Source organism: Paenibacillus sp. FSL A5-0031, assembly GCF_001956295.1.
In the GTDB taxonomy this organism is placed as follows: Bacteria; Bacillota; Bacilli; order Paenibacillales; family Paenibacillaceae; genus Pristimantibacillus.
Genome location: NZ_MRTD01000014.1, coordinates 128,878 through 154,131, shown reverse-complemented (window position 1 = coordinate 154,131; position 25,254 = coordinate 128,878). Strand labels below are relative to the sequence as shown.

Genomic DNA, 25,254 nt, shown 5'->3' with positions numbered 1-25,254 from the left:
GTCACTAAAACACTACTATGTGTAGTTTTAATAGTTTTAAAAAAACGGCTTAATTATAGCCGTTAATTACATAAAAAGAACAAGCTCCCATCTTACGAAAAGTGGGCTTGTTCTTTTATGATATTTTAATGTTCTTTTTTCGTCATTTCTACATATACTTCTTCAGAAATAATACGGCGAGCAGTTACATATCTTTTTTCATAATAATCATCAGATAGTTTACTGACACGCACACCTTTACTGCTAGAGGCATGAGCGAACTGTCCGTTACCTATGAAAATACCAGCGTGTGAAATATCTCGACCATTTGTATTAAAAAACACGAGATCTCCTGGCTGTAAATCAGCTTGATCTACTTTCGTTCCTTCTTGGGCTTGTGATTTTGATGTTCTTGGAAGATCCACTTTATATTGATTAAATATGTATAAAATAAATCCAGAGCAATCAAAACCCTTTACAGTTGTTCCTCCCCATTTATATGGAGTTCCAATTACCTCATCCACGGCGTGTTTAAGTTCCATACCATTTGCAAAGGCACTACTTGCAAATGTAAAACACATTACACTTACTAATAACGATGTAAATATCTTCTTCAAAAAAACTTTCTCCCTTCGATGCCTACGAGGTTAGCTAAGGGTTCGGAAGAGGGTTTCCCTATAATCTTTGACATTCAGATTAATTCACCCGAGTGGATCCCCCGTTTCCTTAATTGGAATTCGGCGATAGTAAATTTTTATTTCTAAATTCATACTACACTATATAGTTCTTTTTTTTCTACCCATATTCTGCATTTTGAATATTAAAAAAAATTAATATCAATAATTGTAGATTATTGGCTTTTTTAATACTTAAATTTACTTCTTACTTGATTCATTTAAGATTATTATTATGACTTCAAACTAATCACTTCCCCATCCTTTACAATAGTATCTATCTTTTATACAAAGTTCAATGGATTTTGGGCTTCCTCATTAATCCTAACCTCAAAATGTAGATGGTTTCCTGTTGAATTACCCGTTGAACCAACCTCTGCTATTTTTTGACCCTTCCTAACATCTTCTCCTTCTTTTACTTTGATACCATTCATTCGTATATGTGCATATACTGTCCACAAACCATTCCCATGATCAATAATGACTGCATTTCCATAACCGTTTGTCCATTGGGCAAATAAAACGGTACCGGATTCAGCAGCCAATATAGGTGTCCCACCAGGTGCTCCTATATCAATACCATTGTGTAAGGATTCCTTCTCTCCGGTTATAGGATGTGTCCGATAACCGAATTTAGACGTTATTGTATATTTTTTCTCAAGTGGCCACATCAATTCATTTTCGTTAATTGATGGTTTAATCTGGTTATACGATTTTTTTTCTTTTACTTTTTCTCTTTCTTTCTTTTCGGCTTCAAGTAATTTTTTCTTATTTTTATGTTCGGATGATTCTTTAGCCAATTTCATTAGTACTCTTTCTTGATCTTCAGTTATATCAAACATTTTCTGTTGATCTTCATCTAGGTTTATTAATAGAAGCTGTTTTTCTTCTTCTTGCTGTTGCAAATCTTTCATCGTTTTTTCCGATTTTGTATATAATTCCGCGACTTCGTTCAATTGTTCTTTCATCTCTGACCTCTTGTGAATGATTGTAAGTTCATCATCTCTAATACTCTCAATCATATTTTTGTCTTGTTCAATTATCATTTTAATCGAATCCACTCGGCTAATAAAATCAAAAAAGCTTGTTGAATTAAGTAGAACATCCATATAGGAGACAAAACCATTGGTATACATAGCTCTGACACGGTTATCCATTAGCATTTTTCTATCTGCTAAACGTTCTTTAACTGCTTCCAATTGTATGGCTGCATTTTGACTTTTTTCTTGTAAGTCTATAATTTTTTTATTGTATTTTATAACCTCATCGCCAGTTGCATTCATCTGGGTTATTAAATCTTGGATATCTTGGTTAGTACGTTCTTTCTCTTCTTGAATTTTATCTATTTTCATTTGGTTGTTCTGAGCTTTTTTTTCTTCAACCTTCAATTGTTCTTGTATCTCTTTAATTTCTTGATTTAACTTATCCATTTGCGATAAAGCCTCAATCGAACTTAGGTGAATGTTTAAGCCAATAGTGATAGACATAATAGAAACTAAGATAAGTTTAATACGCAAAAATGTTCCTCCTATGAACATGATGTATGTGTCAACTTTTAGGAAGATCGACCATATACATCTTATGCCACAAAGCAAAATTGTATAGTAACCAAATCATCCGTGAATAGTCACCCTGGTTATTTTTATGTTTCAGCATTATATGTTCAATTTCATCCATATTTAGAAAAGGGTGTATACCACTATCCCGTATTTGATCCAACATAGAATGGATTTGATTCGTTTTTAGCCATTGGCTTAAAGGAACCTGATCTTCCAATTGGGGACGATCTATGGAACCAGGAACGACGTTTTTCATAGCTTTTCTTAATACATATTTGGTCATCCCTTTAGAAATCCGGTAATTAACAGGAATCATACTTGCGATTTCAAAAACTTCCTTATCGAGATACGGTAATCTTATTTCCAGTGAATGAGCCATCGAAAGTTTATCTATTTGGTTTAAGCGGTTACCTGGCAAAATTAAATTCATATCTATATATTGCATTCGAGTAACATCATCCAAATGTTCGGTTTGATCATAAAATGGTTTTGTCAAAGAAGAAATGGTACTTTCAAAATAATTCGAATGAACCAAATATCGTTTCATATCATCTGAAACCAATTCTCCATTCCCGAAAAATCTCTCTGCAAGTGGCGTTGTTCCTTTTCGCAAATAATTCTTACCATAGAAATTATAAGGCACAGCCTTAATCGCCTTATTAAAATGCTTTTTAAACGATATTGGCAACCATGAGATATAACGAAGAGTTGAAGGTTCTTTATAGACACCAAAACCACCAAATAGCTCATTTGCCCCTTCTCCGGATAACACTACATTGACATGCCCTTTCGCCAATTCCGCTGAAAGAAATAAAGATATTGCAGTAGGATCTCCGATTGGCTCATCTAAATGCCAAATTGCAGCAGGAACAGTTGAAAAGTAGTCTTTCATATCTATTGTTTTTGAAAAGTGTTGTGTACCTAACTGTCTTGCTATATTGGAAACCTGCTGGGAATCTGTATTTCCCCCCTCATAACCAACAGAAAAGGTTTTAATAGGCTTAGTCATGCTCATATACGCCGCTAAAGCTGTAGACTCAATTTCACTAGATAGATAGCCTCCAATAGAAACATCTCTAAGCATGTGGTGCTTAACGGAATCTGATAATCTACTATGAATTTCTTCTATATATACATCAATTGGTTTATCATAAGGTTCAAACATAGGGTTCCAATATGTGTTTAGTGTCACTCTACCACAATGAACAGTTAACGTATGCCCAGGATTTAGTTTATTGATACCTTCAAACATCGTATCCTGCTGTGGAAGACATTGAAAAGAAAGATAATTATATAAACTGTGATACTTTAAACCAGTATTTATCCCATCGACTGTTAAAATACTTTTAATTTCCGATGCAAACACAAATTTCTCTTCATTGTGGAAGTAATAGAAAGGTTTTATCCCAAAATGATCTCTCGCTGCAAACAAAAGTTGCTTTTCACAGTCCCAAATGGCAAAACTAAACATTCCTCTAAGCATGTAAATACTTGCTGAACCGTATTCTTCATATAAATGTACTATTACTTCAGTATCGGATTGCGTCTTAAATCGATGGTTCTTAAATTCTAGATGACGTCGAATCTCCTTATAGTTATAGATCTCACCATCAAATACAATCCAATTGGATCCACTCTCGTTACTCAAAGGTTGATTACCTTCATATGAATCAATAATGGATTGTCTCTGAATGCCCAAAGCTACCTTTCCATCTGACCAGAATCCAGAATCATCAGGACCCCGGTGTTCAACCTTATATGCCATTTTGCTAATTTCATTTAACATTTGTCTTAATGGTTTACTCTCGTCAGTAAATAAAATGCCTACAATTCCGGACATTATTGTTTACCTCTTCCCTGGCTTTCCCGATTATTATACTTAACAACTTACTAGTTTAGACAAAATTAAATGCTACATCATGTAGTTTATTGTCTAATACTACGTATTGTAGTATTAATTAATTGAAGATGCAACTGTATTGAATATTAGAAAAATTTTATCTGATGAAATTATAGGTATAGAAAAAAGTCACCGTTATCCATCCTTGCGGACTGTTGGATGATCTTCTTTTAGAAATGATAATATCGAAGTCTGTATGCGAGGTAAGTAAAGCGGAACAGTCTGTTTTGTATTGTGCATTTATTTCTTGTCCTTGTTATGAAGTCTCTCTACTTAATTGGTCTCACATTTATTTCCTGAATTATCGATAGCCGACACAGCAAAACTATTTACAGTATCGAAATCCAGTCGGCGAACAGTGAAAGTGATTCATGAGGATATTTAGTCTTTGACTCGTTAGGTGAGCGTCTGTCATAGAGCATTTAAGAGGGGGGAAAAAAACAAAAAAATTCGAATGTACACTCCTCTGATATATTGAAGGTTGTAAAAAGCGACTCTGTTGAATGAATAAGTGCTTTCTTGTTGTATATTATACAGTGAGTTAAAGTATAAAGTTTTATTCTTATGTATAAATAAATTATAGTTGTTCTCCTATGACAAAAAAGGGGCTGTCCCAAAAGTAGTACGCTCGCTGGAAAGATAGCTAGCTTTGAACATAAATGTTCGAAAATATGAGAAAATAGTGGTACAGGGGGCTATTCCTATACCGCTATTTTTCTGTTCTGATCTATGGCTGCTTGCTTAAGTAGATTATGCGCAAGCGAAAGCCACCCGACCTCTAGGCTTACTTTTGGCAAGCCGCGAAGCAGGAATCGCCGGAATCCCCGGTTATTCTTCATCTCCTCAGATACACCTTCGGGTTCAATCATTCGTCTCACCGACAGAGCATAACCTTCCTCGCTACGCAGCTGTTCCCGCACCTGCTGCTTGTAGCGCAAGTATCTCAGACTGAGTGTCCGTAGGACGTTGGTTAAGCTGTAACAATAAATTGATTTTCTTTCCCAATCTATACATTGTAACCAGGCTTAAGCTGACCGTTACGCATATGGTCTTCTTTCATCACCATGAACGGTACATCTTTGTCGGTCTTGCTAAAGTATTCCGATCTCCTAGCGTGCCTGGGTGTTCTTCATATTTTTGAAGACGAGGAAGCAAGTCTTTGCGGAGTAAGCGAACCACTTTCTTAAGGAACTTGTCTTTCGGTTTATTTTGTAGTCTTTCTTCCAATTGTTTGACCGCGCTCTCCAGCTTGTCACTTGTGACTTCTGCATGTTGGCCTAGCTCGCGTAGATCCTGACCGCGATGTTCCTGCTCTTCTTTTTCTCTATTTTTTCGATGGTAGCAAATAGCGTTTTCACTTTCTCCTGCAGCTTCGCCTTGTGTTTCACCACCGCTTTCCCTCAGACAAACGTAAAGCCGTTGGCATTTGCTTCGATTTTCGTTCCATCGACAAAGTAATGCTCGAGTTTCACGTATTTTTCTTCCGCTAGAAACTGCAGTACGGCAGTGAAGAGCGTTTCCTATACATCTTACATTCGCTCAGAACGGAACCGGTTAATGGTACGGAAGTCTGGTCCTTGCCGACCTGAAATCCACATGAACATCACATTTTCACGAACTGCCTTAGCGATTTGACGGGAGGAGAAATTCCGTTGCGTGTACGCGTAGATAATAACTTTGGTTAGCATTTTGGGATGGTAGCCATTTCGACCACCACCGGGATAGGTAGCGTAATAATTCTGTAACCTTTGTGATTGACAGCTGCGTTAACGATACGAATGAGATGATTTTGAATTGTCTTCCTCCAAATACATTGGCAGGCAAAGTTGGTCCATAGTATATTGAATGAAAGAAACCGTTCCTTTCGTAAATGGTGGGTCGCACCTCCATTTTACCAAAGAACGGTTTCTATTTGTTTTGTTTTAAACGAAAAACAGAGCTGGCCCTTAGGTTATTCATTCAGTTCTTTTGGGACAGCCCCTTTATTTTCTATATTAAAAAACTATGCTGCCATTCTTCGACAAGATTCGGCGCACTTAAAGCAGGCTTCTGCACACTTCTTACAATGATCACTTGAATGCTTTTGACACTCTTGTCCGCATGCTTCACATATGTCAGCACATAGTTTACAAATTTCTTTAACAAACGTACTGTTCTGTGACATTGCTTTGGCAGCATATGCACAGATATCTGCACACTCGCGATCAAGTCGGATACAATTTTTCATCATGTCAATGTTGCTTTCGTTTAAACAAGCATCATAGCAATGGTTACAGGTCACCATACATTTCAAGCATTCATCAATACATTGCTGATATTTCTCATGAGACATTTTCTTTCCTCCTTCATTTTACTTAATCTTAGTAGTAGCAACTCCATGATATACAGAGAATTAAATACTACGTTATGTAGTAATTACCCATTAAGCAGGATTTTAAACACATTTATGAAAGTGAGCACTATATTATGAGGAAAAGCCATCCTTCGCGACAGAGAACGTAGGTGATGTCTGCTACCCATACTTGATTGGGCTGTTCTGTGGCACCACGGCTTTTTGTAGTTCCTGTTCGCTTGGTTTAGCATGCTTCCATTTGTAATAATTACTCATAGAAACATACATGATTTTTCAATCTTCTCCATTCGAACCTCGGAGAGATAATTTTCAACAATTTGATCTTTGTTCTCTTATTTGCTGAAGTTGTGCAACTCCTATTTAATGGTTCCAATTACTTATTGAAGATCGGCATTCGTTCAGTTTTTATTTTTCAATTTCAACTCTAATTGACGGACTTTCTCTATTTTGCAAGCGACCCGTTTTCAAATTGTCGGTACTTGGCTAACCATATGTGTCCAAAGTTATATTTCGTTTCAAGCTATCTGCTAATCGAATTTGTTTTTTCCATACGCTGTTCTACTTTTTTATCTCGTTTTATAACCTATTAATATCTATATCTTCTATCATAATTTAAATAGATTTAGTAGGAGGTCTTTATGTCACATATACGATCATACTTAATTTCATTTGCTTTCCTTTTCTCTGCTACATATGTTATATCCAACGGAATAATGACGACTAAAGCTTCTAATCCCTCTATAGAAGAAATCCAACCACGTCAAGAAATTAAGAGCATAAAGAATGAAATAGTAAAAGGTGAAAAAGAGGTAAGTATGATTATCAATGATAATAAGAGAACTACAATAACAAAGAAAGAGACACTTTCGTCTACTTCCTTTGAAAATCTACCGCAAATTATTATCTATCATTCCCATAATCGTGAGTCTTGGATAACTGAATTAGACAATATTAAAACAGCAGACGAAGCCTTTGATGAAAAATTAAATGTTACACTATTAGGTAGTTATCTTCGAAACAAATTGTTGTCAAGTGAAATCCCAGTAATTCATTCCAAAATAGATTATCCAACCCGCATTAATAATTTCAATTATGCTAAATCTTATTCATACTCAAAAAAAACAATTATCCAAGAACTAAAAATGCATGAAAATACAAAGTATTTGCTTGATTTACATCGTGATTCTCAAAACCGTGATAAAACTACCATCCAATATAAAAATCAGAATTATGCTCAAGTCTATTTTGTTGTAGGAACCGATCACCTAAACTGGGAAAAAAACATGAAATTTGCAAGCCGTATTCAAGAAGGACTAAATAAAAAAGTTCCTAATCTGTCAAAAGGAATCTATCAAAAAGATAAAACAAGCGGAAACGGAGAATACAATCAGTCGCTCTCTAGTAATAGTGCATTAATTGAAATAGGCGGCGTTGAAAACAGTTTGGAAGAGAGTTACCGTACAATAGAAGTATTGGCAGCTGTCATTCAGGATATTTGGTTAGAAGATAGTTCACGTTCGTCAAAAAACTCAAGCCCATCTATTTGACTTTAATCATATAGCTAAAAGAGCATTTGTAAAATCCATAAAAACTAAAGCTCTTTTAGGAGACTGTAAAGTAGATTGAGTAAACTCCAAAACCTATTACTTCCTCAGCTTTCTTTTTCTACTCTTGTTCGGCTTTATAAGCAAGCAATCTTTGAAACTAACCAAAGTCGGACACAGGATTTTCTCAAATCAAACAACGTCTCGTCATCCAAACAAACAATATCAGCAAGTGAGTGAGTTTTATATTTCCATTTGCATACGATTCAGTATAGTCTCGATCTCGTTGATTAAGTGCATCATTGTATATTAATTATCCGTTTCGAAACTTTAAACGCATAACCTGATACTGAAGATGTTTAAAATCCTTACAACTTAACCAGTCGACTCTCAGGATTTTGATCTTTTTTAGAAACTCGATCGTACGCATCTCCTTATATGTTCCTCCTCCTCTGTTCCATTAAGCTTGATTATAAAAAATAGAGACAAACCAGTTCCCCACTTATATCACAGAAACATAAAAGGATGACAATTAACCATGGATAATGCCTCATGAATATGCAACTACCTACAGTCCCTATGGCTCCAATTACTTCAGCAGACATTCCTACAGAGGTTAAATTCACCGGTGGACAAAGGCTCGATCTGCTTGGCGTCAAAAAAGAGGATCTCCCGAAAATATGGGAAGAGCTGGATATGCCATCCGGTCACGCTTACGGCAAGACGCTGCGTACCGTAAAGACCTGCGTCGGATCAACCTTTTGCCGATTTGGCACACAAGATGCTATGAGTATGGGCATTCAGTTGGAGAAAGCGTTTGAGCGTTTGACGGCACCTGCCAAAGTGAAGCTTGCGGTATCCGGCTGTCCCCGCAACTGTGCGGAGGCTACGATCAAGGATGTCGGTATCGTGGCAATCGACGGAGGCTGGGAAATTCATATCGCTGGTAACGGCGGCGTGAAAGTAAGAGCTACTGACCTTCTCTGCATTGTAAAAACCGAAGATGAGGTTATGGAATGGTCATCTGCATTTTTACAATATTACCGTGAAAATGCGACGTGGAATGAGCGTACCGCACAATGGGTGGAGCGTATAGGCCTTGCTCCGATTAAGAAAGCGCTCGAGAACCGTGAAGAACGACTCGCCCTTGTAGGCCGCATTGAGAAAACGCTCAGTTTAACGACTGACCCTTGGAAACAAATCGTCGAGAATGAAGACTTACTTAAAAATTTCGAGCAGTTGCCTGGCGCGCAGCCCGTACAACTATAGGAGGGGTATACCTATGAATATGAAGCTATTGGCAGCAAACCTTTCCGATATTGATGTGAAAGGCTCTCGCAGAATTAAAATAGACGATATCGATATCGCCATGTTCCGACTAACAGACGGAAGTGTACTCGCCGTAGAAAACAGCTGCCCTCATAAAGGCGGATTGCTGTCTGAGGGTATGGTTTGTGGTTCAACCATCCATTGTCCGCTTCATGATTGGAAGATTGATCTAAGGAGCGGCAGTGTGCAAGAGCCCGATGACGGATGCATTAGAACCTTTAAAACAGAAATCGACCACATAAGCGGCTCTACTTATATAAAACTATAAGGAGGAATGGTATATGTCATATGTAAAGCCAGCGGAAGTACTGGATGGCATGATTGATGCCGGAACAACGAAAGCTAACCTAAGCGCGTTTCAAATGGTCGTTCGCGGTTTTCTCGCGGGAGCGATTCTATCTTTTGCAACAACACTTGCCTTCACAGCTGTTACTCAGACCACTGTCGGACTCACTGGTGCAATTATTTTCCCAGTCGGCTTCGTCATTATCGTTTTATTAGGTCTTGAGCTCGTAACTGGCACGTTTGCACTCATTCCATTATCCATCCTTGAACGCAAAACAACGATCTCCCGCATGATAGCTAATTATGGTTGGGTTATCTTAGGCCATTTAATCGGTTGTGGATTATACGCTATCCTCTATGGGATGACTATAACGAAGATGGGCACTGATATGAGCAACCCACTAGCACAAATGCTTATTCAGTTAAGCGAGTCAAAAACTCTTGGTTACCAGAAGATGGGTTTTGACGGTATCATTCTTGTAACCATTAAGGCTGTGCTATGCAATTGGATGGTGACACTTGGCGTAGTCATGGCGATGACATCTAAATCTACTGGCGGAAAAATACTTGCAATGTGGTTGCCTATATTAACCTTTTTTGCACAAGGTTTCGAGCATGCGGTCATCAACATGTTTGTGATCCCAGCGGGCATGATGCTTGGTGCTGACGTAACGATGGCAGACTGGTGGCTTTGGAATCAAATTCCGGTATTGGTCGGAAACTTTATTGGCGGTGCTATGTTTACTGGTATTCTCTTATATCTATCTCATAGAAAAAAAAGCTCTGCTTCAGTAACGAAGCGTCATACGGAATCATCAAAAATAGCGGTTGTGGCCGCTTCGGAAAGAAGTATCAAATGAATAAAACTACCAATGGAATCGTCTATATTGTTGGAGCTGGTCCTGGTGATCCCGAGCTTATTACTGTCAAAGCAACGCGCCGTATACAGATAGCCGATATTATTTTGTACGATCGGCTTGTAAATGAAAAATTACTTGAATACGCACGTCCTGATGCAGAATTAATCTATTGCGGCAAGTCACCTAGCATTCATGCGTTGCCACAGCATCTCATTAATGAGAAGCTAATTGAATATGCATTGGAAGGTAAAAGGGTTGTCCGCCTAAAGGGCGGAGACCCGTTTGTTTTCGGACGAGGCGGTGAAGAAGCGTTGGAGCTTGCACTAAAGGGAATTCCTTACGAGATCATTCCAGGAATTACATCTGCAATCGGCGCTGCCGCTGCTGCTGGCATTCCTATCACGCATCACGATTATGCAGCTTCCTTCGCTTGTGTGACCGGCAGTTTATTCCCTCCAATTCCATTTATGAGAAGCATAACACAACACCCCTGTTCAAGACGATAAGTGGATGTTGGGTTGGGTGTGGTGTTTGGTGTGGTGCAGTCATTAGAAGATCGACACCCCTAATCATTAAGATCAATTCAGAGTCAGAGTCATTATCGCATTTTAAGTATATTCATTATTAATACGTGAATCCTAAGTAAAAAGGAAAGAAAGAAGGAATATAAACGTTTACCCCACCTATGCTTTTAGATGTTCGATCTGATCCATTCGATGATCCTGATTTTCTATTTGAGCCTAAAGGAAATGGTGTTCGTTTATTATATGACTACACCGACTCAAAAAAAGTTTTATATACCAGACATTCTAACGACATTAATTCGATTACCGGAGATTGAAAGGTTAGAGATCAATAAAGGAACCTTACTTGATGGTGAAATTGTGTGCTATTATCCAGAGGATCCTCTAAAAGAAGATTTCGAAGCTGTAATGAAGAGAATTAATACCTCGAAAAGAACAGAAATTGCAGCTAGTGCAAATCCGATTACATACATTGTTTTCGATATACTAAAGCACCGTGGAAAGTCTGTTATGAATATGCCTCTCTTAGAAAGAAAGCATCTGTTAGATGAAGTGATCGTTAATCAACCACATTTAAACCAATTATTTTACATTCAAGAAAAAGGTATTGATCTCTTCAAAAAATCAAACAATTTGAACTTGAAGGTATGGTGGCTAAGTCCAAAGATTCAAGGTATTATTCTATGGACGGGCAGCCGAGCGCTCGTCCAAAAGACGTATGGGTAAAAATAATTAACTGGCGTTACGATATTTGTTATATTGTTGGGTATCGAAAAAATAAAAATGGATGGTACATTGCAACACCAACGGATGATGGTAAGTTCGCGAATGTAGGCTTGATGGAATTTGGTGCTTCACCTGAACATAAACAGGCTTTTTATCAAATTGCAAAAACAATCATAACCAAGGAATCGAAAGATATTGTATGGATACAGCCATTGATTAAGTGCAAGGTAAAGCATAGGGGATTATTGAGAAGCGGGAATTTAATGACCCCAATATTTGTAGATTTTATTTTATCGTAAGATGATTTATTTAGTTGTGCCATCTTACGTGCAGTGGAGCGTCTAACTCTCTTGTCAGGCGGACAGCTTTCGCAACCATCTTCTCGCGAACGCGCGCCGACATAGTGGTGTAGGGCAGCTGACGCACTGTCTTAACGACTACCGTTAGATTTAGATACATAGATATTGCCTTCATTAAGACAAAATAAAAAAGCACCCACATATTGTGAGTGCTTCTTAGTCATGCTATCGAGGTATAGGCATTTCAATTTCGCCACTTTTACATTTACGAATAAACTCGGACATTGCCGCTTTGGAATTATCAGTATGACCGCCGGGAACTGTGAGTGAACCGTCAGGATCAATGATCCGAGCTTCTTTAACACCAGTTGCTCCAACGGTTACCCGTATAAGTTGTCCATCAGCGTTTTGTACACCAGGCAAGACTTTACGAGTTGTCATAAGATCACGTCCTTTACTTATAGTATAACCCAACTAGGTTACTTGAAACAACACCATAGATACCCATGTTACGTCCATAAACAGGAACCGCATTGAACTGAGTCGCGAAGTAATCGCGCTTATTCGTCTTAGGCGTCAAAGCCAGGAATCCATCGTATCCCAAATCAATGCTTGTCTTACCAGCAAATCCAATGAGCAGCCGTGGAATATTAACATAATACCGTGGAGGGACTACACCACTACGCATATGAGGAGCGGACTCTACAAGATGAATGAATATGTGATCGTCCTCATCACTAATTGATAAGCCACCTAAGATTGTCCCACTTTTATCCACCAACTTGTAGACGGAGCGGGTTATGTTTTTCACTTCCTTCAACCAGGACAGGCCTGAGGTCCATTTCATATTTTTTGCATCGGCTGCTGTAGCCTTCACGAATGAAGCCTTATGCTCTGTGCCGTCAATTGCTTCAAGATACCAATCTGACATTTCTCAACCCCCGTAACTATGATAATACATCAACCTGCAGGACTTTGGATACCTGACCTGGTGAGAACAGTATGGTTGGCCTAACCTCTCATTAAAAACAAAAAAGCCGCGATAATCGCGGATTCGAATGTTTATATCTTTTTATTTTTTTTAATGACGACGACGAACTGCTGCTGTTTCTGGAAGTATGGCTTTAACTATCCTTTTCGTGCTGTCTGCATATGCTTCATCAATGAATGTTTTCATGACTCGAGATGCTATTATCTCAGGCGTAAACTCATAATCTCCTTTGACATGCTCATTAAGATCATCCGCTATCATTTGGAGCTTATTATAATCATTTCGTTTTAAACCAATTAGAAGCGATCGATAATGTAGATATGGATCAATAAACTTACGAATAATACCCACCTTAATCTCCCTCCTCTCTTATTTAAAAATGCTCCATACATTAGGGTTAGGATTAATATTAACATTCTCTGAGGATAGCGTTTTTTTTGGTTCCGGGAACTCGACTCCTGGAACAACTTTTTGTATAATCCTTGGCTCTGATAATGAATATTCAAGTAATGCCTTTACACCATGAGCAAAAAATGAAATACCCAGAGCTATTTGAAACTCAGTCAGTTGCTCTGCAATTGATTTAGAAAATTTAAGCTTAAATCGACTATGCCGATCCGTATCCATATCCATATCCAAATAATCATATATATTAGCGGGCTTAAATAATGGATACATAATATGATTCTCATGGATACGATACGACCGATGGAAATAAGTCCTAAAAAACTCAATACATTTCTCATCATCAAGCGCTGCTTTGACCAGTTTAGTTCCAACCTCACCCTCTGGAATTTCTAACCTGCGAGCTAACCGATGTATCCAAACCCGGTAATTATCACTTATATTTGGTGCGACTGCGACCTTCTTGTCAGATCGAGTTTTACGTTTTTGCTCTGCTCCTCCTCTATTCTCTTTCATGGTCTCAGACACCCTTTCTATTATTAACGTAGGAACGGAGTTCCTCTGTTCCAGGACTACTAATATATTTTTATGTGGAGGGAGGCGGATATTATGCTGAAAGTTTGTCCATACTAAACACATATTCTTAAAAATGGAAGGATGTATTTCAATGTCCATTACCAAGCCATATTCTAAATGGTCACTAACAGATAAAAAGAATTTCGGTAAAGATGCAATTTCATATGCTAAAGAAGCTGGGTTATCCCTTAAAAAAAGAAAAACAAAAAAATCAAAATAAGAGATGTCCGAGTTAACGGATATCTCTTATTTGTGTGCCTATACTGTCGCATTGATATGAGCAGGAACTTGTACCACTGACGCGCTCTGCGTATTCCATTCCTTCAGACTGCACTTTTTTCTCAGTATCATCCCTCACAATACTTACTTCCCAGGGCTAATCCTGGAATCGTAACATGAACAGTTGTAACAACTAATGATTATAATGAAAACTCAGCGGTAAATTGAGTTCCCTCCTCATTGGAATAATCTAAAGTTAATTCCCCATCATACTTCTTTGTTAATTGGCCAATTATTTGCAAACCAAGCCCTGTACCGGTTTTCTTAGTAGTAAATCCTGGTTCGAATATTCTACGTCTTAATCGATCCGAAATTTCTGGTCCATTATTAAACACATTAAATGTAAGTGTTCTCCCATCCGTACTGCCACTAACTTTTACTTTTGACAATTCTAAATTCGTATTTTCAAGTACAGCCTCAAAAGCATTATCAATCAAATTTCCTAATACTGAGACAATCTCACTCTCCTTAATATGCTTAATATTTATGTCCCTAAAATCAAGCATATTAAAAGAGAAATCAATTTTTTTAGTCGCTGCATAAGCAACTTTTGCTTGTATAAGTCCCATTATCGGCGGACAATTTATGTTTAAAATATCGTTAATCGTTGTGGCCTCGTCTACTAAATTTGATGTGTACTTTATCAAATCGTCATATTCCTTCATACTGACAAGCGCGTGTACGGTAGCCATATGATTGTTAAAGTCGTGTCTTTGCCATCTTAATGACTGGAATAAACTATCCAGGCTGCCCTTATATGATGACTCAATTGTAATTAATACTTGCTCTCTTCCATATATGAATACCCGATAAACGATATAGCATAAAATTAGAAATAAGGCGGAACTTAAAATTATTACATAAACATATTTAATCACTTGGTCATATGTCACCCGCTCCAATAGATCATAATCAGATACTAAAAAAAGAACATAGCTTCCATTATCGAATTCAAGCGGCATGAAATACTTCTCATATTGATTGCCTTGAATTTCTTCAACATAAAATTTTTTTTCGCCAGAACTGGTTACATCTTTCACATAATCAATATCAGCTTTGTTTGCAAATTTATAAGATCCTTTCGCTACCATCCTTTCGATAGCAGTGAAATTCCTATTTGTTGTTTCAGTTAAGATGAACTCTAATGTAAGTGGTTCACCTTTATACAAATTCACAGGGTTATTATGAAGCTTTGCAATATGCTCACTAACCCTTTCCGAAACGTCTGCAGGTACATTTGATTTTGAATTGATTTGTAATACATAGTCATTCATCTTAGATCGATAATAAAAATGTGATTGATCATTTATATTCCTTACAGTTAAACCTTCATTAAGTTGGAGATTCCTGGGGAGGTCAGGTGATATATTTACAAAAATACCATCAGAGAAATCTCGACGGTATACTGCTAATAAATCAATTTCAAATTCTTCTGCTATCATTTCAAGTTTCTCTTCACTTATATGATTAAAACTTGTACCTAATTTTTTCACAATAATCTGCATTATTTTCGTCATATGTGAGTTCTCAACATGTTGGATTATTGCATCGCTTTCTTTAATTTGTCCTATATGTTGCCTTACATATTCAGCTTGTACATCTAACCTTTTATTTGCTTCAGAGATTAACGCATCTTTCGTCAAGAACAAATAAGAAATATTTGTAATAATAAACAGAAACATAAAGATCAATAGAGCAGAAAGAGACACCTTGAATTTTTGCACTTTACGTAGGGTACCCACTGAAATGATCCTCCATTATGTACACGATCTCGTAATAGTTGTAATTGATATTTGTCTATGATCCATCACCAAACATTACGTATGCAGCAGATTCGAATATTTCATTTAATGTAAACTCATCATCAGCCAATAATTCCATTACACGTGATTGACCGTATATTTGAAATAGCACAGTAATGATTAATTTTTGATCAGAGGTCATTGATTTATAAGATTTCCCATATCTGACTACGTTAGAATTGCTCCAGAAAGATAATACATTATTCGTATTTTCTTTAAGAAAATAATGCTTTCCCTTTTGATGCAGAATGTAGCCACTTAACTGATTTTGATCAATTAATAATTGCTCCATTCCATTCATCTCGTAATCCAAGACTGTATCTATACCCTGTTTCTTTAATTCGATCTCGATAGTGTTTCTTCTTTCCAATGAAGTACTCCGGAATAATCTTATAGACAACTTATCCGTAGTGCTCAACAAATCTAACCCTTTATTTACTTTGATAGCTATAAAGAACGGACTAAGCACTTTATCCATAGGAAATAAATGATTTAAGTAATATTCTACTTGCTGAATGGTTGGCCCATCGTACCAATAACAATGTAGATTATCATCAAAATAATCGAACCGAAACAATGTTCCTAGAAATGCAGAACGTATTTCACTTTTAGTATTTTCTAATATCTTCGTCAATTCCATGCGGATTCTCCTAGTCTTCACTATGCTGATTTACATGATGAAATGGTTCATTTTTAATATTATCTAATTTCAGATTGATATTTTGCGTATAGTGATTCAAACTCTTTTCTTTTTCTACGAGTTAAATTAAACTCAACATTATTAGCAGTCATTTGAATAACATACGTCCCAAATAAATTCTCACTTGCATATGCATATTTAATAAACTTCAAGTTAATCAAGCTAGACTGGTTCGGTGAAAAAATATGTTCTGAGCATTGACTTTGAATGTCTGTTAGAGAGTTACTAGCTTCTATACCTGTATCTTTACCACCATCAACAGTAACAATCGTCTTATGCTCACCTTTTATTTTCGTTGCATATAAGAAATTGTTTTCATTAATGAAAATCGTTCGATAATTACTTTTCAATTGTATTATTTTGGTTGTAGGAGTCTTCGTATAGACCAGATCTTTTTCAATCATTATTCGTGCCTTTTCAACGGCTGATTTAATCCTGTCAAATGTCACGGGTTTGGGGACAAAATCAACACAATTCATTGCCATTCCCTCTAGTACTAATTTCAAATCTTGCGTTCCAGAGATCATAATCAAATACGGCGATAGACCACTCTCTAAAATTTTCTTATAAGCTGCAATACCATCTATACCATGTAACCCAATATCCAAAAACAATAAATCGGGTTCAAATTGTAAGCAGTCTTCAACAAGCCAATCACCTGATCCGATTGAACTTACAACCCTCAAATCAAGCTGTTTTGCATAATTTTCTAAAAGTCTCCTAATTACCTCCTGATCTTCAGCTATAATTACGGATAATTTTCTATTCAAAGCGTCAGCCTCATTTCTAACGACACATTTCGACATTCTTTTCACCACATAAGACGAACTTTAGACCATTTACGGATGTAGTCCAATTTCCCTAAATTCGGATATATAATAGGACTATAATCTCAATTACGAAACCACCCACCAGGAGGAATATCTCATGATGAAGACCCGATATACAATATTGGTTGAAGCGGATTTTGGATCAAATAATTTTACTGCATACGTACCTGAACTACGTTTAAGTGCAGTTGGGGATACCGAAGAAGAAGCTCTGGATCTTGCTAAGGATCTCATAGAAATGGAACAAGAAAGAAAGCCCGTAAAATCAAGGTTCATATCCAAAGTGTTTTTCGTTGAAGTTAATGAAAAAACAGATTCGGAGAACAATGAGAAACTTCAAAAAGCCGTATAAGGATAGTTAAATTACGCTCCCGTAGCTATCAGGGAGCGTTTTTTTTTATGACGGATTGTAATATGAAGTGCGACAGATAAAAACAAAGAGGCCCATGAATGGATTCGTGTAAAATGGAAGTTACCACACAACCATATTCTACAGGAGAACCCAACATGAGCTACTCCCATCTTAGCATAATTGAACGTGGACAACTAGAGACCTTGCGACGGCTAGGCTGGTCGACGAGAGCCATCGCGCAACAGCTCGGTCGTCATCACGCTACAATCGCACGAGAAATCGTACGCGGGCAGATCAATCAGCAATACAAAGCTGCGGCTGCACAGGAAGCATACCAGGAGCGAAGAGCGTGGAGTGTGCCAGCAGGTAAGTTCACGCCTAAGCTAGCTTCAGAATTGCGAGAGAAGCTGGAACAGACTTGGTCCCCCGAGCAGCTCGCGGAGAAGCGGCGTAATGAAGGGCTACCTTTTGTCTGCTTTAAGACGATCTACCGCTGGCTCTATGACGGTAGGCTAACGGTCTCCGAGACGAGGGTTCTGCGTCACAAAGGGAAGCGACGCAAACCTATGGAAACACGAGGACGCTTCCTTGTCGGTGCTCCGATCTGTCAGCGCCCAAAGGAAGTCCGCAAACGAACGACGTTTGGTCATTGGGAGCTTGATACGGTCGTGTCCAGTCGAGGAAAGAGCAAGGCTTGTGCAGCCACCTTCATTGAGCGTAAAACACGTCTCTACTTGGCTGTAAAAATGCCTGATCGCACTGCTCATTCCATGGAGATCGCCTTTGGTGTCGCGGCAAGCCAGTACCCGCAAGGGAGCTTTCAGACTGCTACAACAGATCGAGGCAAAGAATTTGCCTGCTACTCGGCATTGGAGAATGTTCATCTCATTAAGGTTTATTTCGCAGATCCCTATTCCTCTTGGCAGCGCGGTTCTAATGAAAACGCCAACGGGCTGTTAAGAGAATTTTTTCCTAAGGGACACGATTTCGCCATGGTATCGGATGAGGAATTAGCGGATGCTGTCCGCCTTATCAACCACCGACCGCGTAAATGTCTAGGCTGGAAATCTGCTCACGAAGCATTCATGGACGAACTGTCGCACTTAGCTTGACAAACCGTCTTATAAAAAAAAGCTATCTCAAAATAGAGAAAGCCCTTTTCAATTGTAACCAGGCTATCTTAGTTCGTCCTAGAACTTTAGACCCTTAGCTTTGCGTCCTTGCTTTTCAACAAGTTTGCCCTTTTATTTAATTTCTTGTATATAATAGCATAATACTCTTCTCTGTGTACTAATGATAGTACAGTTTTTTTGACTTTGATATATAATTTGTCGAATATTGTTTCATGTACTAGCTGGTTCGCTATCTTTATGGCGAAACTGCAACACGAAAACTGCTTATACTTCCGAAATCACCGGTTCGGCGAGCTCAGTTCGATGTGAGCTACGGCGACTCTGGCTTACTGCAGATTGTAATCTTGATTCATAACGCTGGGCCAGCGCGTTCGACACACTCGTGACATCTGTAGCCCCTGAGCGGTAAAACTGCTGTCCAAAAAGTCCCGTAGACCGCTAGCTTAGCGACGAAGCCGTGGCTCGCGCAAATGGTTGTTCTTCCGGAAGCGCCGGTTCAGCGCGATCGATTAACCGGCGCACCTAGCTGCGCCGCGAAGCTGTGGCACGTGCTCCTGGTTGTTATCATTGGAAACACAAAAAAAACATCGTACCGAAAAAGGGGTTAATCCCTATCAATTCGGACGATGCTTTCATCAGCCATTTATTTTTATTTCCCTGAAGAAGAATAGTCTAACTACTGGGACTACTATCCGCTTCAGTGGATATTGATCTCCTTGAATCTTGTAAAAGCAGCTCATATTCCTTCCTTTGCGTCTCTAACCGTTCGTATAACTCTCTTATTTCCGCTGCACCTCGAGTGCTAGACTCAGTTAATTGATTCTGTAATTCGGTGCGCATCCGTAGCACTTCGCGTTCATTCTCCAGGTCCTTACGATCGGAAACACGTTGAATTTCATCTTCATGTCCTTTTTCAGCACTAGCTCGTGCTATCTGTTCTGTTTTTAGTTCTCTCTCTAATTCATTTATGCGTTGGCCGGCTGCTGTCAGCTCTATACGAAGCTGATTGCTCGCTTCATAACCTTCTTTATATTGATTAACAAGACCCGTGAGTGTGTCATTTTTCTCTCTATATGATTCCACCAGCTGTTTATTCGTATCACTTGTCTCTTGCGCCTTTTGAGCGTACTTTTCTGATTCAATGCGGAGTTCTCTCTCTCTTAGTACAACCTCTTGTGCTGCTTTTAAATCACGTGCAGCAGCTTGAATTTCAAGGTTCTGTTTTGAAATTTGCAAGTTCAACTCTTCTAATGCATCTGCATGGTTTTGTTGTATATCTTTTCTATCGAAATGAGTTCTCTCTGCGAGATTGACCACAACGCCTCTAATGCGATTGGTTAGACTTTCTACTTCTTCAATCTCCAAACGATGTTCAGGAAACGTGGATTTCATTTCATGCTGAAGCCATACATCTGTCGCTCGGTCAATCCATTCTTTATCTGTTAATCCTGATGCTGAAATAGCATTATTAATCTTCGCTTTAGTATCATCATCAATATTATTAAAACCTTTAGCGCCCATGCCTATGACACCTCTCCCGTTTCCAATTATTATTTCATGTTAACAAATTTTATTAAATAAAACAAGGTGTTAACACTGTTAATAGTGTTAACACCTTGTTTTTGTCTTATCCCTATAAACATCAAGACTTCGTGAATCTAGACTTTTCAAATGCAGACGATTATCAGACTCAAGAATAGCATCAAATCAACATAGTCAGCCTATAACTTTATTTTCTCTGATCATTCTTCATACATTCTTATTCAATAAGTTGTATCGCCACTTTTTTTCCGTTCTCTGATAACAATCGTATTCAATATGTTTCTATAACGTAGAATCCTGACTTCCATCTATTAATAAGACTCTCGAATGATAGAAGACAATTCGGTAATTCATTTTTCACCAAATTCAATAGGTTATGCTATTCTACAATGCGAAGACATTCACTTGGCTCCTTTAATTCAGATATAATAGACTCTGTTTCTTCTTTTGTTAAACAATCAAAATAGTATTTTTCCCCAAACGAAGGAACAAGGTCAAATTCCATTCCATGACTTGAAAATAATTCATTGAGCTTCGTTAATGATGAAGGATATATGTAATCACCATTTTCGTATCCGATTTTTTCAAAAACATAATCACCCATGCTTTCTGCCACATTGAAGCGTTTAAAACAATCGACACTGTACCCCACTTCATATTCAACTCCTTTTTATACACTTAGGTAATTCAATATGTTGCAACGATCTCTAGCTGCTATCTGTACAAAACTTGCTGGCCGCCACTTCTAATAATTCATTTCTTGTAGAAATTGCAATCACCACCTTAGTACGCAAGCTATTCATTCAGTTTCTTCGGTCCGTAGTTATATTAATGCTCAGCTCATCACGGATAAAGATGAAAAATCCACATTTTCATTTTGATTCTCATCAGTGTTCTGAAAAGAGACAACCTTGTTTTTTCCTGATTTTTTCGCATTGTACATAGCAATATCAGCATTCTTGATAATTTGATCGGTTGTTAGACCTTCCTCGAATGAGGCATGCCCAATACTCACCGTAACAATTGTTTCGCTTTCAATCCTGTATCGGATTTTCTCCGCTAATTCAGCAACATCAACTTCGATATCCTCAACCATCATCACCATTTCTTCCCCGCCATATCTCCCAACAATTCCAATTCCTTCTCCTTCCTCCTTTATAATTGTAGCAACCAACTTTAGAGCTTTATCGCCCTCTCCATGGCCACGAGTATCATTCAATAATTTGAAGTTATCTAAATCGAGAAAAATAATAGAAATGTGTGCCTTTTCATTCATCATAAATGAAACTGTAGTATAAAAATAGAATCGATTGTAAAGGCCAGTCAATGCATCCCGAGTAGATTTCTGATATATGTTTTCCATGAGCTCTATTACTCGATCAAATAAAATAACAAAAAGCATTACGTAGAATCCGACACGAAAGAGATTATCAATTGCTTGTAGAAGCACTACCGGTTCCAACACAATGCTACTGATTAGATGTGCAACTACAGCAGCTGCATAAAAGCTCAACCCTAGAAGATACTTTCGACTACGATTTAATAGAGGATATATCAAATAATAGGCAAGAATAGCCAGTAAAAGCTGATAGATGCCTCCTATAATAGGATTAATGGACATAAAAATTCCAAGAGCTAACAGTCCATATACGCCTCTTACGAGCTTTTTATTTGTTTCCGCATACAGCTGATAAACTCCCGTGGTTGCCAATATGAAAGAGATTGCATTAAACAAATTCTTAATGAATGAGAATCCTGGGCTTTCACCACTTCCAAGCACTCCTGCTCCTAGCAAACAAATCTGTTCGAGCAGTACAACTGCCATACAAATTGCAAGTGTCAGATATGCCCGCTTCTTTCTATGTATAAGTAATCTAACGGCTAAAATAAGCATTAGGGTTAGAACAAGAATATTCAAGGATGCATAGTAAATTACTCCTTGAGATCCGTTTAATAAATTATACACCGCACGCTGCTCCTCTCATATTAGATCGTTTATTCTCTAAGTGATTTTAGTTATCTTTAATTATACTGAGTCCATTCTTTCGGAAATACATAGCTCCCATACTGAACCAAAACGTTAATTTGATCGTCAGAGATGACCTTTATCTTTTTATGCGAAAATTTGTTTAGCTCACAAAACTGAAAGATATCCTTTACTTCATTAAATCCTACGGGTGATCCATATCGTCCATGCTCGTCGTAACAATAGACAAGAAATTGACCAGGCCTATTTCTAATCGAATCTACCTTATCAGCAGCATCATTTGGTTTATATACTATTCCAGTTAGAGGTGGAGAGGATCTATTCGTTTTGGAGTGATCCGGACCTTCCCAGTAATATGTGCATGAAGCACATTCACGTATTGCATACCAGCATTCGAGTTGTTCTTCAAAATGCCATTCCTCATTCTTTTCCAGACACTCGCAGTTTGTTTTCATAATCGCCCTCTCCTTTCATGTATTTAGTTGACCATCCTCTGTACCAACGATCAAAGTAGCTGCCGGCATGGCTAAAATGGTGGATCTCCATTGGAAAATTAGTAAGTGTGATATTCTCGTGAATCTCAAAATGATTGTAAATATCATGAACAATAAATTTTGCATTAGGTTCAGTATAACTATCCCTGTTTATTGATGTTACAACGGTAAATGCATCCATCGATGCGAGTTTCCGAGTAAATTGCTGTTCTGTAGAAAAAAGCCGACCTAAAGGTGTGGTGAATCTGAAATCAATCTCAAGACGGTGATCGATTCGAATAAAAACCACTAGCAGTATTCATACGACCTTTCTTCATACCAGCAATATAGTAACGTTTGTTGGGGTATGGAGAAGACACTGCTAATTTAACCGGCTCTTTTAGCCCTAATATATCCAACGTAACTTTCTTTCCTATTAAATCGATAGGGACGAAAAGGCGAGGTGCCAAATGAAATACATAGTGTTCATCACTAAGCGAATTGATTTCTACTCCTGTAGTTTCCTCTAGGAGATGTTCATGATAAGCGACCACTACTTTTTTAGAAGTAGTACATTTAGTGAAATGCTCTGTAATGGTATGTATGTCTTGGCGGGAGTGGAAAAATTTCATAATGGATATCTTAGGAAGCGGGAGTTGTCTAGCTAAAACGAATATGGAGTTAAATTCTTCTTCATATTTTTTGTAAGCAGCAGAAAAATTATCGGTTAAATGAATATCCAGCGTCAAACGACCTTCGTGTGTCAACTGCAGTTTACGGCCATGTTCTGTAATATCTGTGACGACAATTAGCTGTAGATTCAAAGCTTCTTCAATTAAAGCTTCACAGTCTTCATCAGTATAAATTCTCAATCCCCGCTCCTGTATCTCAGCTTTCTTCTTCCCTTTCCGTTCGTCCTTTGCCCATCTAAGGAGCATTTCACTTAGTTTATGATCAGTAAATGTATCGAAGCTTTCTAATAATGAAATGAGGTATGTTAAAGGATTGTGCATAGAATCCTCCAGTAATATATTTTTGTTATCCTACTCCAAGGCATTAGATATAGTCGCTTCAAGCCATTCTTGAAGTGATTTGTTTGTTTCTTTAGCTTTGACAATCATTTTTTCTTTTTCTTTCTCCGGTAAATATAACGTCACAGGGGAAAGTCCAGTATCAATTAGCGTCCCATCATACTTTGGCGTAATCTCGCCTGATCGTATAAAGGTTTTTAGCTTGTCGATCATATCCGGATGAGTTGATGGTAATACACCCGTTAGAACTGCTTTCTTTACTTCTACCTGAATAACATCAGCAACTTGAATACGTAGATTTGCAGGACCGATCAGTTTAAAAAATTCATCTATTATTGTGTAAATCACTGAATCTGAAGTAATCGGTAGTGGAAACTCAAATATTGCGTATCCGTGACTTGTAATAGCTTTACGATCAGTAATAGCTGCAGCAGCTGGCTTCCATCCCTCATTAATTGCATGTTCGAGTGGTATACGATCACTTGTGCCGACCTGAAGCATGACTTCTACCTTACTTCGACTTACCCGCTTCATACTGCATACTCGAGCCAGCCTATTACCCAGGCGGTAGAGTTGAAATAAATACACCTGTGATTTGCGGTCGTAAATCGTGTCGTATTTTCCAGAATTCGGATTATTGGTTCCATACAAATCGAGATCGGTTTCTTTAATAAAAAATGTTTTTTTGCCACGAAACTCTCCCTCGTAATAAGGTAAACCCTTTTTAAATAATTGATGGATATAAGTCGTTGATCTACCTATTCTTTTAGCTGCTTGTGACGATGTTAAGTCTTCTTTCACGTAAAAGGGTTTAATGCGATCGATTTCTTCCTGTGTAAATCGATAACCACCGTCTCCTTTATGTGTCATTCGGTTTACAGGATCAAGGCGTTTTGCTGGATCAGCGTTGTTAACGATTTTATAGATCGAAGCAACAGTTATATTCAATAAACTAGCAGCTTGAATTGTATCTAAATACTCACTCATATATATTCTGTCCTTTCATTGTCAACAATGTTTTTCCTGTAGAGAAGTAACCAAACACTCGTTTGCTGACAACCAGTTTTCACAAACATATGTTAATCTTTATTAAAGCTACTCGGTGCAGGTAGATTCGTACC

General features: G+C 37.9%; 26 protein-coding genes, 3 pseudogenes and 2 riboswitches. Of the genes and pseudogenes, 10 read left to right on the top strand and 19 right to left on the bottom strand.

The window, feature by feature from the left end; all coding sequences use genetic code 11:
• Positions 1 to 125 precede the first annotated feature (125 nt).
• From BK120_RS23470 to BK120_RS23450, 5 genes and pseudogenes are all read right to left on the bottom strand, one after another.
• Positions 126 to 596: a C40 family peptidase gene (locus BK120_RS23470; RefSeq protein WP_076269933.1), complete on the bottom strand. Its 471-nt coding sequence runs from the start codon at positions 594 to 596 to the stop codon at positions 126 to 128.
• A gap of 4 nt (positions 597 to 600) precedes the next feature.
• Positions 601 to 732, bottom strand: a riboswitch (cyclic di-AMP (ydaO/yuaA leader).
• 205 nt (positions 733 to 937) lie between these two features.
• The gene (locus BK120_RS23465; RefSeq protein ID WP_076269932.1) at positions 938 to 2,170 is read right to left on the bottom strand and encodes a murein hydrolase activator EnvC family protein; all 1,233 of its coding nucleotides are present in this window, start codon (positions 2,168 to 2,170) and stop codon (positions 938 to 940) included.
• 31 nt (positions 2,171 to 2,201) lie between these two features.
• A complete protein-coding gene (gene asnB, locus BK120_RS23460; RefSeq protein ID WP_076269931.1) occupies positions 2,202 to 4,052 on the bottom strand; it encodes an asparagine synthase (glutamine-hydrolyzing) in 1,851 nt (616 codons plus the stop codon).
• Between the two features lie 761 nt (positions 4,053 to 4,813).
• Positions 4,814 to 5,947: pseudogene (locus tag BK120_RS36520) on the bottom strand (transposase).
• Positions 5,948 to 6,114: 167 nt separating this feature from the next.
• Positions 6,115 to 6,444, bottom strand: a complete 330-nt coding sequence (locus BK120_RS23450; RefSeq protein ID WP_076269930.1) for a four-helix bundle copper-binding protein — start codon at positions 6,442 to 6,444, stop codon at positions 6,115 to 6,117.
• A 659-nt stretch (positions 6,445 to 7,103) separates the two neighbouring features.
• Here BK120_RS23450 and BK120_RS23445 point away from each other — a divergent pair.
• The 7 genes and pseudogenes from BK120_RS23445 (at position 7,104) to BK120_RS23415 (ending at position 12,032) form a co-directional block, all read left to right on the top strand.
• Entirely contained in the window at positions 7,104 to 8,012 is a 909-nt protein-coding gene (locus BK120_RS23445; protein WP_076269929.1) for a stage II sporulation protein P, read from the top strand.
• Between the two features lie 612 nt (positions 8,013 to 8,624).
• A pseudogene (locus tag BK120_RS23440) lies at positions 8,625 to 9,278 on the top strand (nitrite reductase large subunit); the annotation flags it as partial.
• 13 nt (positions 9,279 to 9,291) lie between these two features.
• Positions 9,292 to 9,606, top strand: coding sequence for a nitrite reductase small subunit NirD (gene nirD / locus BK120_RS23435; protein WP_076269928.1), 315 nt, complete (start codon positions 9,292 to 9,294; stop codon positions 9,604 to 9,606).
• A gap of 13 nt (positions 9,607 to 9,619) precedes the next feature.
• Positions 9,620 to 10,483: a formate/nitrite transporter family protein gene (locus tag BK120_RS23430; RefSeq protein WP_076269927.1), complete on the top strand. Its 864-nt coding sequence runs from the start codon at positions 9,620 to 9,622 to the stop codon at positions 10,481 to 10,483.
• Positions 10,480 to 10,926 (top strand): annotated as a pseudogene (gene cobA, locus BK120_RS23425) (uroporphyrinogen-III C-methyltransferase); the annotation flags it as partial. The gene BK120_RS23430 and the pseudogene cobA, both read left to right, overlap by 4 nt.
• Before the next feature lie 324 nt (positions 10,927 to 11,250).
• Complete coding sequence (locus tag BK120_RS23420) at positions 11,251 to 11,733, top strand: ATP-dependent DNA ligase (protein ID WP_179089881.1); 483 nt, start codon at positions 11,251 to 11,253, stop codon at positions 11,731 to 11,733.
• Positions 11,691 to 12,032: a hypothetical protein gene (locus tag BK120_RS23415; RefSeq protein ID WP_076269925.1), complete on the top strand. Its 342-nt coding sequence runs from the start codon at positions 11,691 to 11,693 to the stop codon at positions 12,030 to 12,032. The genes BK120_RS23420 and BK120_RS23415 overlap by 43 nt, the downstream gene beginning before the upstream one ends.
• A gap of 10 nt (positions 12,033 to 12,042) precedes the next feature.
• On the opposite strand, the gene BK120_RS35500 is transcribed toward BK120_RS23415, so the two are convergent.
• From BK120_RS35500 to BK120_RS23390, 5 genes are all read right to left on the bottom strand, one after another.
• On the bottom strand, positions 12,043 to 12,192 hold the full coding sequence (locus BK120_RS35500; RefSeq protein ID WP_179089880.1) for a hypothetical protein: 150 nt from the start codon (positions 12,190 to 12,192) through the stop codon (positions 12,043 to 12,045).
• A 65-nt stretch (positions 12,193 to 12,257) separates the two neighbouring features.
• Positions 12,258 to 12,473, bottom strand: a complete 216-nt coding sequence (locus tag BK120_RS23405) for a hypothetical protein (protein WP_076269923.1) — start codon at positions 12,471 to 12,473, stop codon at positions 12,258 to 12,260.
• A gap of 13 nt (positions 12,474 to 12,486) precedes the next feature.
• A complete protein-coding gene (locus BK120_RS23400; RefSeq protein ID WP_076269922.1) occupies positions 12,487 to 12,963 on the bottom strand; it encodes a hypothetical protein in 477 nt (158 codons plus the stop codon).
• 150 nt (positions 12,964 to 13,113) lie between these two features.
• The gene (locus BK120_RS23395; RefSeq protein ID WP_083682352.1) at positions 13,114 to 13,374 is read right to left on the bottom strand and encodes a hypothetical protein; all 261 of its coding nucleotides are present in this window, start codon (positions 13,372 to 13,374) and stop codon (positions 13,114 to 13,116) included.
• Between the two features lie 18 nt (positions 13,375 to 13,392).
• The gene (locus tag BK120_RS23390; RefSeq protein ID WP_076269920.1) at positions 13,393 to 13,944 is read right to left on the bottom strand and encodes a hypothetical protein; all 552 of its coding nucleotides are present in this window, start codon (positions 13,942 to 13,944) and stop codon (positions 13,393 to 13,395) included.
• A gap of 151 nt (positions 13,945 to 14,095) precedes the next feature.
• On the opposite strand from BK120_RS23390, the gene BK120_RS36070 reads away from it, so the two are divergent.
• Positions 14,096 to 14,224: a hypothetical protein gene (locus BK120_RS36070; RefSeq protein WP_256710996.1), complete on the top strand. Its 129-nt coding sequence runs from the start codon at positions 14,096 to 14,098 to the stop codon at positions 14,222 to 14,224.
• A 199-nt stretch (positions 14,225 to 14,423) separates the two neighbouring features.
• Here the strand turns inward: BK120_RS36070 and BK120_RS23385 are convergent, their stop codons facing one another.
• Genes BK120_RS23385 through BK120_RS23375 form a run of 3 tightly spaced genes read right to left on the bottom strand, consistent with a single transcriptional unit; the run spans position 14,424 to position 17,555 of the window.
• A complete protein-coding gene (locus BK120_RS23385; RefSeq protein ID WP_076269919.1) occupies positions 14,424 to 16,025 on the bottom strand; it encodes a sensor histidine kinase in 1,602 nt (533 codons plus the stop codon).
• Positions 16,026 to 16,080: 55 nt separating this feature from the next.
• Positions 16,081 to 16,725 (bottom strand): hypothetical protein, encoded by a 645-nt coding sequence (locus BK120_RS23380; protein ID WP_076269918.1) that lies wholly within the window; start codon positions 16,723 to 16,725, stop codon positions 16,081 to 16,083.
• Positions 16,726 to 16,784: 59 nt separating this feature from the next.
• Entirely contained in the window at positions 16,785 to 17,555 is a 771-nt protein-coding gene (locus BK120_RS23375) for a LytR/AlgR family response regulator transcription factor (RefSeq protein ID WP_179089879.1), read from the bottom strand.
• Between the two features lie 157 nt (positions 17,556 to 17,712).
• Here BK120_RS23375 and BK120_RS23370 point away from each other — a divergent pair, with 157 nt between their 5' ends.
• Both BK120_RS23370 and BK120_RS23365 read left to right on the top strand, forming a co-directional pair.
• Positions 17,713 to 17,967, top strand: a complete 255-nt coding sequence (locus tag BK120_RS23370; RefSeq protein ID WP_076269916.1) for a type II toxin-antitoxin system HicB family antitoxin — start codon at positions 17,713 to 17,715, stop codon at positions 17,965 to 17,967.
• 155 nt (positions 17,968 to 18,122) lie between these two features.
• Positions 18,123 to 19,079 carry an IS30 family transposase gene (locus tag BK120_RS23365; RefSeq protein WP_076269915.1) on the top strand — a complete coding sequence of 319 codons (957 nt, stop codon included), beginning with the start codon at positions 18,123 to 18,125 and terminating at the stop codon, positions 19,077 to 19,079.
• A 50-nt stretch (positions 19,080 to 19,129) separates the two neighbouring features.
• Positions 19,130 to 19,218: riboswitch (cyclic di-GMP riboswitch) on the bottom strand.
• A gap of 554 nt (positions 19,219 to 19,772) precedes the next feature.
• Here the strand turns inward: BK120_RS23365 and BK120_RS23360 are convergent.
• From BK120_RS23360 to BK120_RS23335, 6 genes are all read right to left on the bottom strand, one after another.
• Positions 19,773 to 20,621 (bottom strand): coiled-coil domain-containing protein, encoded by an 849-nt coding sequence (locus tag BK120_RS23360; RefSeq protein ID WP_076269914.1) that lies wholly within the window; start codon positions 20,619 to 20,621, stop codon positions 19,773 to 19,775.
• A 400-nt stretch (positions 20,622 to 21,021) separates the two neighbouring features.
• The gene (locus tag BK120_RS23355; RefSeq protein WP_076269913.1) at positions 21,022 to 21,294 is read right to left on the bottom strand and encodes a hypothetical protein; all 273 of its coding nucleotides are present in this window, start codon (positions 21,292 to 21,294) and stop codon (positions 21,022 to 21,024) included.
• A 183-nt stretch (positions 21,295 to 21,477) separates the two neighbouring features.
• Positions 21,478 to 22,608 carry a GGDEF domain-containing protein gene (locus BK120_RS23350; RefSeq protein WP_076269912.1) on the bottom strand — a complete coding sequence of 377 codons (1,131 nt, stop codon included), beginning with the start codon at positions 22,606 to 22,608 and terminating at the stop codon, positions 21,478 to 21,480.
• A 56-nt stretch (positions 22,609 to 22,664) separates the two neighbouring features.
• Positions 22,665 to 23,084 carry a hypothetical protein gene (locus BK120_RS35495; RefSeq protein WP_076269911.1) on the bottom strand — a complete coding sequence of 140 codons (420 nt, stop codon included), beginning with the start codon at positions 23,082 to 23,084 and terminating at the stop codon, positions 22,665 to 22,667.
• A gap of 296 nt (positions 23,085 to 23,380) precedes the next feature.
• Positions 23,381 to 24,115, bottom strand: a complete 735-nt coding sequence (locus BK120_RS23340; protein WP_076269910.1) for a hypothetical protein — start codon at positions 24,113 to 24,115, stop codon at positions 23,381 to 23,383.
• A gap of 30 nt (positions 24,116 to 24,145) precedes the next feature.
• Positions 24,146 to 25,120 (bottom strand): hypothetical protein, encoded by a 975-nt coding sequence (locus tag BK120_RS23335; RefSeq protein ID WP_076269909.1) that lies wholly within the window; start codon positions 25,118 to 25,120, stop codon positions 24,146 to 24,148.
• Positions 25,121 to 25,254: the final 134 nt, after the last annotated feature.

What these genes read in the sequence shown, in the direction of transcription:
- BK120_RS23380 (WP_076269918.1), bottom strand. Translation starts at nt 16,725, where the DNA reads ATGGAATTGACGAAGATATTAGAAAATACTAAAAGTGAAATACGTTCT.
- BK120_RS35495 (WP_076269911.1), bottom strand. Translation starts at nt 23,084, where the DNA reads ATGAAAACAAACTGCGAGTGTCTGGAAAAGAATGAGGAATGGCATTTT.
- BK120_RS23340 (WP_076269910.1), bottom strand. Translation starts at nt 24,115, where the DNA reads ATGCACAATCCTTTAACATACCTCATTTCATTATTAGAAAGCTTCGAT.
- BK120_RS23420 (WP_179089881.1), top strand. Translation starts at nt 11,251, where the DNA reads ATGACTACACCGACTCAAAAAAAGTTTTATATACCAGACATTCTAACG.
- BK120_RS23365 (WP_076269915.1), top strand. Translation starts at nt 18,123, where the DNA reads ATGAGCTACTCCCATCTTAGCATAATTGAACGTGGACAACTAGAGACC.
- BK120_RS23445 (WP_076269929.1), top strand. Translation starts at nt 7,104, where the DNA reads ATGTCACATATACGATCATACTTAATTTCATTTGCTTTCCTTTTCTCT.
- BK120_RS23370 (WP_076269916.1), top strand. Translation starts at nt 17,713, where the DNA reads ATGATGAAGACCCGATATACAATATTGGTTGAAGCGGATTTTGGATCA.
- asnB (WP_076269931.1), bottom strand. Translation starts at nt 4,052, where the DNA reads ATGTCCGGAATTGTAGGCATTTTATTTACTGACGAGAGTAAACCATTA.
- BK120_RS23430 (WP_076269927.1), top strand. Translation starts at nt 9,620, where the DNA reads ATGTCATATGTAAAGCCAGCGGAAGTACTGGATGGCATGATTGATGCC.
- BK120_RS23405 (WP_076269923.1), bottom strand. Translation starts at nt 12,473, where the DNA reads ATGACAACTCGTAAAGTCTTGCCTGGTGTACAAAACGCTGATGGACAA.
- BK120_RS23400 (WP_076269922.1), bottom strand. Translation starts at nt 12,963, where the DNA reads ATGTCAGATTGGTATCTTGAAGCAATTGACGGCACAGAGCATAAGGCT.
- BK120_RS36070 (WP_256710996.1), top strand. Translation starts at nt 14,096, where the DNA reads ATGTCCATTACCAAGCCATATTCTAAATGGTCACTAACAGATAAAAAG.
- BK120_RS23360 (WP_076269914.1), bottom strand. Translation starts at nt 20,621, where the DNA reads ATGGGCGCTAAAGGTTTTAATAATATTGATGATGATACTAAAGCGAAG.
- BK120_RS35500 (WP_179089880.1), bottom strand. Translation starts at nt 12,192, where the DNA reads ATGTATCTAAATCTAACGGTAGTCGTTAAGACAGTGCGTCAGCTGCCC.
- BK120_RS23335 (WP_076269909.1), bottom strand. Translation starts at nt 25,120, where the DNA reads ATGAGTGAGTATTTAGATACAATTCAAGCTGCTAGTTTATTGAATATA.
- BK120_RS23390 (WP_076269920.1), bottom strand. Translation starts at nt 13,944, where the DNA reads ATGAAAGAGAATAGAGGAGGAGCAGAGCAAAAACGTAAAACTCGATCT.
- BK120_RS23415 (WP_076269925.1), top strand. Translation starts at nt 11,691, where the DNA reads ATGGACGGGCAGCCGAGCGCTCGTCCAAAAGACGTATGGGTAAAAATA.
- BK120_RS23450 (WP_076269930.1), bottom strand. Translation starts at nt 6,444, where the DNA reads ATGTCTCATGAGAAATATCAGCAATGTATTGATGAATGCTTGAAATGT.
- nirD (WP_076269928.1), top strand. Translation starts at nt 9,292, where the DNA reads ATGAATATGAAGCTATTGGCAGCAAACCTTTCCGATATTGATGTGAAA.